Raw genomic sequence first — 6645 nt, 5'->3', positions numbered from 1 at the left:
GGGCGGGGCTGGGCGGGACCGGACCGGCTCGGCCGGTCTGGGAGGATGGACCGCGGAGGTGCCCCGTGTCCCAGAAGTCCCGCAAGTCCCGTCCGCGCCCGTCGCGGCCCGCCGCGCGCCCGGTCGCCGAGTCCCCGCGCTCCCGTCCCACGCTGCGGGACGTCAACGTCCGTGAGGACCTCGCCGCGGCCGCTGAGCGCGAGGGCAGCCCGGCGATCCCGGTGAGCGCGCTGATCGTGACCACCCTGCTCGTGGGCGCGTACCTCCATCTGCTGGTGCTGCAGCAGATGACCCAGCTCAGCGGCGGCCTGGCGATGCCGGACTCCCTGCTGTTCTACGGGCAGGACCACATCCGCGCGCTCTCCGCGGTCATGGACGAGGACGCCCGCGGCCAGCTGAACTGGGTGCACAAGACGGCCGGCGTGATCTTCCCGATCGCCGTGGCACTGACGGTCACCGCGGTCGGCGCATGGCGCCTGCGTCCCGTCGGCGCCAAGTGGGCCGTCTTCGGGCTGGGCGTGCTGTTCGCGGTCGTGGACATCTGCGAGAACATCGCGATCGAGCAGGCGATCGCCGCCGGCGGCCCGGGCACCGGCCTGGCCGCCGCCCTGACGCTGACCCGCTGGGTCCTGCTGGCGCTGCTCGCGCTGGCGGTGGCCGTGATGCTGTGGGCCGGGCGGCGCCGTCGTGGTCGCGCCGCGCGGGCGGCCTGAAAGGCTCGGCTAGACTCGCTCACCGGACCGGCGCGCGCGACGCGCGGTCCGCGCCCCAGTAGCTCAGTTGGATAGAGCGACCCTCTCCTAAAGGGTAGGCCGTCGGTTCGATTCCGGCCTGGGGCACCCGGGTGGCCGGTCCGGCCGCCGCCTCATTCCGCGTCGGCGAACTGCGTGGTGTAGAGCTCCGCGTACCGTCCGTCCGCCGCGAGCAGCTCGGCGTGCGTGCCGCGCTCCACGATCCGCCCGGCCTCGACCACGAGGATCTCGTCCGCGTTGCGCACGGTGGAGAGCCGGTGCGCGATCACGATCGCGGTCCGCCCGGCCAGCGCCTCCCCCAGCGCCTCCTGGATGGCGCGCTCGTTGGTGGAGTCCAGCGCCGCCGTCGCCTCGTCCAGCACCACGACGCGCGGGGCCGCCAGCAGCAGCCGCGCGATCGTCATGCGCTGCCGCTCGCCGCCGGAGAGGCGGTAGCCGCGCTCGCCGACCACGGTATCCAGCCCGTCCGGCAGCGCCTCGACCACGGGGCGCAGGCGGGCCCGCTCGACGGCGTCCCACAGCTGCTCGTCCGTCGCGTCGGGGCGGGCCAGCGTCAGGTTGGCGCGCACGGTCTCGTGGAAGAGGTGGCCGTCCTGGGTCACCATGCCCACGGCCCGCTGCAGGTCCGCGAACGCGAGGTCCCGCACGTCCACGTCGCCGATCTCGACGGCGCCGGAGGTGACGTCGTGCAGGCGCGTGACGAGCGAGGCGATGGTGGACTTGCCCGCACCCGAAGAGCCCACGAGGGCCACGGTGGCCCCGGCGGGCACGGCCACGTCGATCCCGTGCAGCACCTCCTCGCCGCCGCGCGTGTCCAGCACGGCGACCTCCTCGAGGGAGGCCAGGGACACCTGCTCCGCGGTGGGGTAGGCGAAGCGCACGTCCCGCAGCCGCACGGACAGGGGCCCCTCCGGCAGGGCCGCGGGCCGCGCGGGCTCCGTGATGAGCGGCTCCAGGTCCAGGACCTCGAACACGCGCTCGAAGCTCACGAGCGCGCTCATGATCTCCACGCGGGCGTTCGCCAGCGCGGTCAGGGGGGCGTACAGGCGGGTCAGCAGCAGGGCGAGGGTGACGACGTCGCCGGCGTCGAGGGTGCCCGCGATCGCCTGGAGCCCGCCCACGCCGTACACGGCCGCGAGCGCGAGCGCGGAGACCAGGGTGAGCAGCGTGGTGAAGACGGCCTGGCGCACGGAGATGTCCACGCCGGTGGCGCGCACGCGGTCCGCGCGGCGGGCGAACTCGGCGGACTCGGCGGCGGGGCGGCCGAAGAGCTTGATGAGTGTGGCGCCGGGAGCGGAGAACCGCTCGGTCATCTGGTCGCCCATGGCCGCGTTGTGCCCGGCCCGCTCGCGGGACAGGCCCGCCAGCTTCGAGCCGACCGCCCGGGCCGGCAGCAGGAACAGCGGCAGCATCACGAGGGACAGGACGGTGACCTGCCAGCTGGTGGCCACCATCACGCCCAGGGTCAGCGCGACGGACACCACGTTCGCGACGACGCCGGAGAGCGTCCGCGAGATCGCCGACTGCGCCCCGATCACGTCGTTGTTCAGGCGCGAGACGAGCGCGCCGGTGCGGGTGCGCTGGAAGAACGCCACCGGCATGCGCTGCACGTGGTCGAACACGGCGGTGCGCAGGTCGTAGATGACCTGTTCCCCCAGCCCGGCGGAGAGCCACTTGGTGAACACGGACAGCGCCGCGTCGAGCACCGCCACGAGGGCGATCAGCAGGGCCAGCCGCACCACGAGCCCGCGGTCCGCGCCGCCGGTGATCGCGTTGACGACGTCGCCGGCCAGCACGGGCGAGGCCACGCCGAGCACCGCGCCCACGATGGACGCCGCGACGAACACGATCAGGCGGGTGCGGTACCGGCCCGCGAACGCGATGGTCCGGCGCACCGTGCCGCGGGCGAGGCTCTGCTGGGCGTCGGACTGCCCGCGGGTCATCCGCATCATGGACATCCGTGCCGCCGACTCCATGCTCATGGGCCCCTCCGCTCTCTCGACCGTTGGAGAGTCTAGGAACCGCCGGGCACGGGCGGGCGCGATTCCGCTTCCGGCGTCAGGCCGCCAGGCGCAGGTAGTCCCGCCACGCTTCGGCGGGCCGCTCCAGCTCGCGGATCCGCCACTGGGCCCCGCGCGGGCGCACCGGCTCCACCCGCAGCCGCCAGCCCAGGGCCTCGAGCGAGCGGTCCGCCTTCGCCCCGTTGCAGCGCAGGCAGCAGGCCACGAGGTTCTCCCACGAGTTCTCGCCGCCCCGCGAGCGCGGCCGCACGTGGTCCACGGTGGTGGCGTGGGCGCCGCAGTAGGCGCAGCGGTGTCCGTCCCGGCGCAGCACGCCCTTGCGGGAGACCGGGGCCGCATCCGTGTGGGGCACCCGGATGTACTGGTGCAGCAGGATCACGAGGGGTCGGCCCCACGCGCGGGTGGGGCTGCGCATCGGGTCACCGGCGTCCTCGAGCACGCTCGCCTTGCCGGTGGCCACGAGCAGCAGCGCCCGGCGGTCGGAGACGACCGAGAGGGGTTCGTAGCCGGCGTTGAGGACAAGTGTGCGCATCGGGGGCCTCGGAAGCGTGGGGACACAGGGGCGTCGTGTCTCCACGCTAGACGCGGGTGCATCGGCGCGCCGCGTGTCGCCTGCGGCGGCGGAAGAGGTTCACCGGCCCGTCACCGGGCCATCACGCCCCCGTCACGCACGACGACGGCGCGCCGCGCCTCAGCCGTCGAGACGCTCGACCCACACGTGCGCGGCCGTGGCCTCGGCCAGCTCGAGGGCCCCGCCGTCCGCGGCCGCGCCGTCCTCCGCCTCGCCCTCGACCCGGATGTACCCGGCGTCGCGGGCGGCCTCGGCACGCACCACGCGGCCGGGGGTCACGCCGGCGCCGGCCAGCTGGGCCAGCAGCTCGGGGTCGGTCTGCACGCCCTCGGCCAGCCCGCGGACGCGGAACCGGCCGGCGGTGGCGGCCTCCTCGGAGAGCCGGGCGCCCGCCAGGCCCATGTCGCGGCTCCAGTCCTCGGCGGAGGCCTGCTCGGGCCGGGGCGGGATCGGGGTGCCGTAGGGGGTCTCGGTGGGGTTCTCCAGCAGCGTGAGCAGGCGGCGCTCCACCTGGTCGCTCATCACGTGCTCCCAGCGGCAGGCCTCCTCGTGGACGAGCTCCCACTCGAGGCCGATCACGTCCGCGAGCAGGCGCTCGGCCAGGCGGTGCTTGCGCAGCACGGACACGGCCCGCTCGCGGCCCGCCACGGTCAGCTCCAGCCGACGGTCCGCGCCCACGTGCACCAGCCCGTCCCGCTCCATGCGGGCCACGGTCTGGGAGACGGTGGGGCCGGAGTGCTCCAGACGCTCGACGATGCGGGCGCGCAGCGGGGGGATGCCCTCCTCCTCGAGCTCGAGGATCGTGCGCAGGTACATCTCGGTGGTGTCGATCAGATCCGTCATGGCACGTCCTCTTCCCTCGGGCTCTTCGTCCCGGACATCCTAGCGAGGCGTGAGTCACGTGGACGGCCGGTGGTCCCGGGCGCGGGAGAATGGGCGCGACCCGCGACCCCGAAGCGTCAGGAGCACGCATGACCTCCCCCGCCGAGATCACCATCCCCCAGGACCTGCTGCCGGCCGACGGCCGCTTCGGCGCCGGCCCCTCCAAGGTCCGCCCCGAGCAGCTGAGCGCGCTCCAGGACGCAGCCGGGCTGCTCGGCACGTCGCACCGTCAGAAGCCGGTCGAGGACCTGGTGGCGAGCGTCCGGTCGGGCGTCGCCGAGCTGTTCTCGGCGCCGGAGGGCTACGAGGTGATCCTCGGCGTCGGCGGCTCCACCGCGTTCTGGGACGCGGCCGCCTTCAGCCTGGTCCGCGAGCGCGCCCAGCATCTGAGCTTCGGCGAGTTCGGCTCGAAGTTCGCCAAGGCCACCGACCAGGCGCCGTTCCTGGCGCCGTCGGACATCCGCACCTCCGAGCCGGGCACCCGCCCCGAGCCGGAGGCCGTGGCCGGGGTCGACGTGTACGCGTGGCCGCACAACGAGACCTCCACCGGCGTGATGGCGCCCGTCGTCCGCCCCGCGGGCATCGACGAGGACGCGCTGGTCGTCGTCGACGCCACCTCGGCCGCGGGCGGCCTGCCGGTGGACGTGTCCGAGGCGGACGTGTACTACTTCGCGCCGCAGAAGAACTTCGCGTCCGACGGCGGTCTGTGGCTCGCGCTGTTCTCCCCGCGGGCCCTGGCGCGGGTCGCGGAGATCAAGGAGTCCGGCCGGTGGATCCCGGCGTTCCTGGACCTGGCCACGGCCGTGGAGAACTCCCTCAAGGACCAGACCTACAACACGCCCGCGCTGGCCACGCTCGTCATGCTGGACGCGCAGCTGCGCTGGATGAACGGTCAGGGCGGGCTGGACGCGATGACCGCCCGCACCGCCGACTCCTCCTCGCGCGTGTACGCGTGGGCCGAGGCGTCGTCCTTCGCCACGCCCTTTGTGGCCCGGTCCGAGGACCGCTCCGCCGTGGTCTGCACCGTCGACTTCTCCGACGACGTCGACGCGGCGGCGGTCGCCCAGGCCCTGCGCGCGAACGGCGTGGTGGACGTGGAGCCCTATCGCAAGCTCGGCCGGAACCAGCTGCGGATCGCGACCTTCGCCGCGATCGAGCCCGAGGACGTCGCGGCACTGCTGCGCTGCATCGACCACGTGGTCGAGCGCCTGGCCTGAGCCGTCCCCGGACGGGGACACGGGCCCGCGGGGGACTCCACCGCGGGCCCGTTGCGTGTCCGCCCCGGCGGGTCAGCCGGGGCGCGCCGTCTCAGCCGCGGTCGTCCGGCGCGGCCTCGGGCGCCGGGGAGCCGGGCACGCGGCCCTCGGCCACGGCCTTGAGCCGCTCGCGCTCCTCCTCGTTCACCCGCTCGGCGTACGGCACCCACGGGGGCGCCACGAGCGCACCCTCCCCCGCCATGAGGCCCGTCTCGCACACGGTGACCTGCTTAGCGCGTGGGGCCCGGGCGATCGTCACGTACCAGAGCCAGCCCGCGTAGCCGGGCATGCGGCACGCGAAGCGGTGCGTCAGGAGCCGGTCGTCGTCCACGAGCACGTCCACGTGCTCCCCCACCTCGTCCGGGGCGGCCAGCCCGGCCAGCCCCGCGCGGGCGGCGTCCACGGCGGCGGCGAGCAGCTCGTCGCGGCGCGGGGCCCGGCGACGCGCGGGCGGCACGGCCGCCCTCTCCTCCGCGGGCGCGGGCTCGGCGTCGGGGCTCCGGTGGTCGACGCGCGGGGCGTCGTCGTGGGTGGTCATGGCTCAGGCCTCCAGATCGTCGGCGACACGGCGCAGCACCTGCGCCATCTTCTGCGCCTGGGCGCGCTGGGGGTAGCGGCCGCGGCGCAGGCCGTTGGAGGTCTGGTCCAGCCACGTGATGAGGTCCTCCATGAGGACGGCCATCTCGGTGGCGCCGGGTCGGTGGTTGCGGACCACCGAGGGTGCGGCGTCGAGCACGCGCAGCGAGAGCGCCTGCTTGCCGCGGCGGCCCTCGGCCACGCCGAACTCCACGCGGGTGCCTCCGCGCAGCTCGGTCACCCCGGCCGGCAGGGCCGAGGCGGGCACGTGGACCTCCTCGCCCTCGTCCGTCTGGGCGAACCCGAAGCCCTTGGTCGAGTCGTAGAACTTGATGCGCCCGGTGGGCATGTGCGTCACCTGCTCCTCGTCATGTGGGTCCACCGCGTCGGGCCGGCGCCGCAGGGGCGGCCGTGCTCTCGTCTCGGGTCGGCGGGGTCCGGCACCGGCGTGGCGGTGCGCCGCGGCATCGGTGGGACCAGCCTGGCCGTGCGCCCGGAGGGGACGGCGGAGGACGTGGTCGTCAATGACCTCCCAGGATAGCCCGACTAGAGTGGCGGGCATGCCTCGGACCTCCACCCTCCCCGCC

The 6645-nt window shown here is 74.7% G+C and carries 7 protein-coding genes and 1 tRNA gene; 3 read left to right on the top strand and 5 right to left on the bottom strand.

Features of this window, described 5'->3' with window-relative positions; all coding sequences use genetic code 11:
- Window positions 1-65 precede the first annotated feature (65 nt).
- Window positions 66-713, top strand: a complete 648-nt coding sequence (locus J1M39_RS11835) for a hypothetical protein (RefSeq protein ID WP_036317981.1) — start codon at window positions 66-68, stop codon at window positions 711-713.
- A 52-nt stretch (window positions 714-765) separates the two neighbouring features.
- Window positions 766-839 (top strand) — tRNA-Arg (locus J1M39_RS11830).
- Window positions 840-865: 26 nt separating this feature from the next.
- Here the strand turns inward: J1M39_RS11830 and J1M39_RS11825 are convergent.
- From J1M39_RS11825 to J1M39_RS11815, 3 genes are all read right to left on the bottom strand, one after another.
- Window positions 866-2734, bottom strand: coding sequence for an ABC transporter ATP-binding protein (locus J1M39_RS11825; protein ID WP_070709529.1), 1869 nt, complete (start codon window positions 2732-2734; stop codon window positions 866-868).
- A 76-nt stretch (window positions 2735-2810) separates the two neighbouring features.
- Entirely contained in the window at window positions 2811-3305 is a 495-nt protein-coding gene (locus J1M39_RS11820; RefSeq protein ID WP_020628346.1) for an HNH endonuclease, read from the bottom strand.
- A 159-nt stretch (window positions 3306-3464) separates the two neighbouring features.
- Window positions 3465-4187: a metal-dependent transcriptional regulator gene (locus J1M39_RS11815; protein ID WP_020628347.1), complete on the bottom strand. Its 723-nt coding sequence runs from the start codon at window positions 4185-4187 to the stop codon at window positions 3465-3467.
- Between the two features lie 128 nt (window positions 4188-4315).
- Between J1M39_RS11815 and serC the strand changes: the two genes are divergently transcribed.
- Window positions 4316-5443, top strand: coding sequence for a phosphoserine transaminase (gene serC / locus J1M39_RS11810; RefSeq protein WP_206496832.1), 1128 nt, complete (start codon window positions 4316-4318; stop codon window positions 5441-5443).
- A gap of 91 nt (window positions 5444-5534) precedes the next feature.
- On the opposite strand, the gene J1M39_RS11805 is transcribed toward serC, so the two are convergent.
- The gene (locus tag J1M39_RS11805; RefSeq protein WP_102708741.1) at window positions 5535-6020 is read right to left on the bottom strand and encodes a DUF3027 domain-containing protein; all 486 of its coding nucleotides are present in this window, start codon (window positions 6018-6020) and stop codon (window positions 5535-5537) included.
- Between the two features lie 3 nt (window positions 6021-6023).
- Window positions 6024-6407, bottom strand: a complete 384-nt coding sequence (locus J1M39_RS11800; RefSeq protein WP_020628350.1) for a cold-shock protein — start codon at window positions 6405-6407, stop codon at window positions 6024-6026.
- Between the last annotated feature and the right edge of the window lie 238 nt (window positions 6408-6645).

This window comes from Micrococcus sp. KRD077, from assembly GCF_017168505.1.
Lineage (GTDB): Bacteria > Actinomycetota > Actinomycetes > Actinomycetales > Micrococcaceae > Micrococcus > Micrococcus luteus.
This window is presented reverse-complemented; position numbering and strand designations above follow the sequence as displayed.

Bases quoted from the DNA above. Each gene is read 5' to 3' on its own strand.
- J1M39_RS11815 (WP_020628347.1), bottom strand. From the start codon at position 4,187: ATGACGGATCTGATCGACACCACCGAGATGTACCTGCGCACGATCCTC.
- serC (WP_206496832.1), top strand. From the start codon at position 4,316: ATGACCTCCCCCGCCGAGATCACCATCCCCCAGGACCTGCTGCCGGCC.
- J1M39_RS11820 (WP_020628346.1), bottom strand. From the start codon at position 3,305: ATGCGCACACTTGTCCTCAACGCCGGCTACGAACCCCTCTCGGTCGTC.
- J1M39_RS11805 (WP_102708741.1), bottom strand. From the start codon at position 6,020: ATGACCACCCACGACGACGCCCCGCGCGTCGACCACCGGAGCCCCGAC.
- J1M39_RS11825 (WP_070709529.1), bottom strand. From the start codon at position 2,734: ATGAGCATGGAGTCGGCGGCACGGATGTCCATGATGCGGATGACCCGC.
- J1M39_RS11800 (WP_020628350.1), bottom strand. From the start codon at position 6,407: ATGCCCACCGGGCGCATCAAGTTCTACGACTCGACCAAGGGCTTCGGG.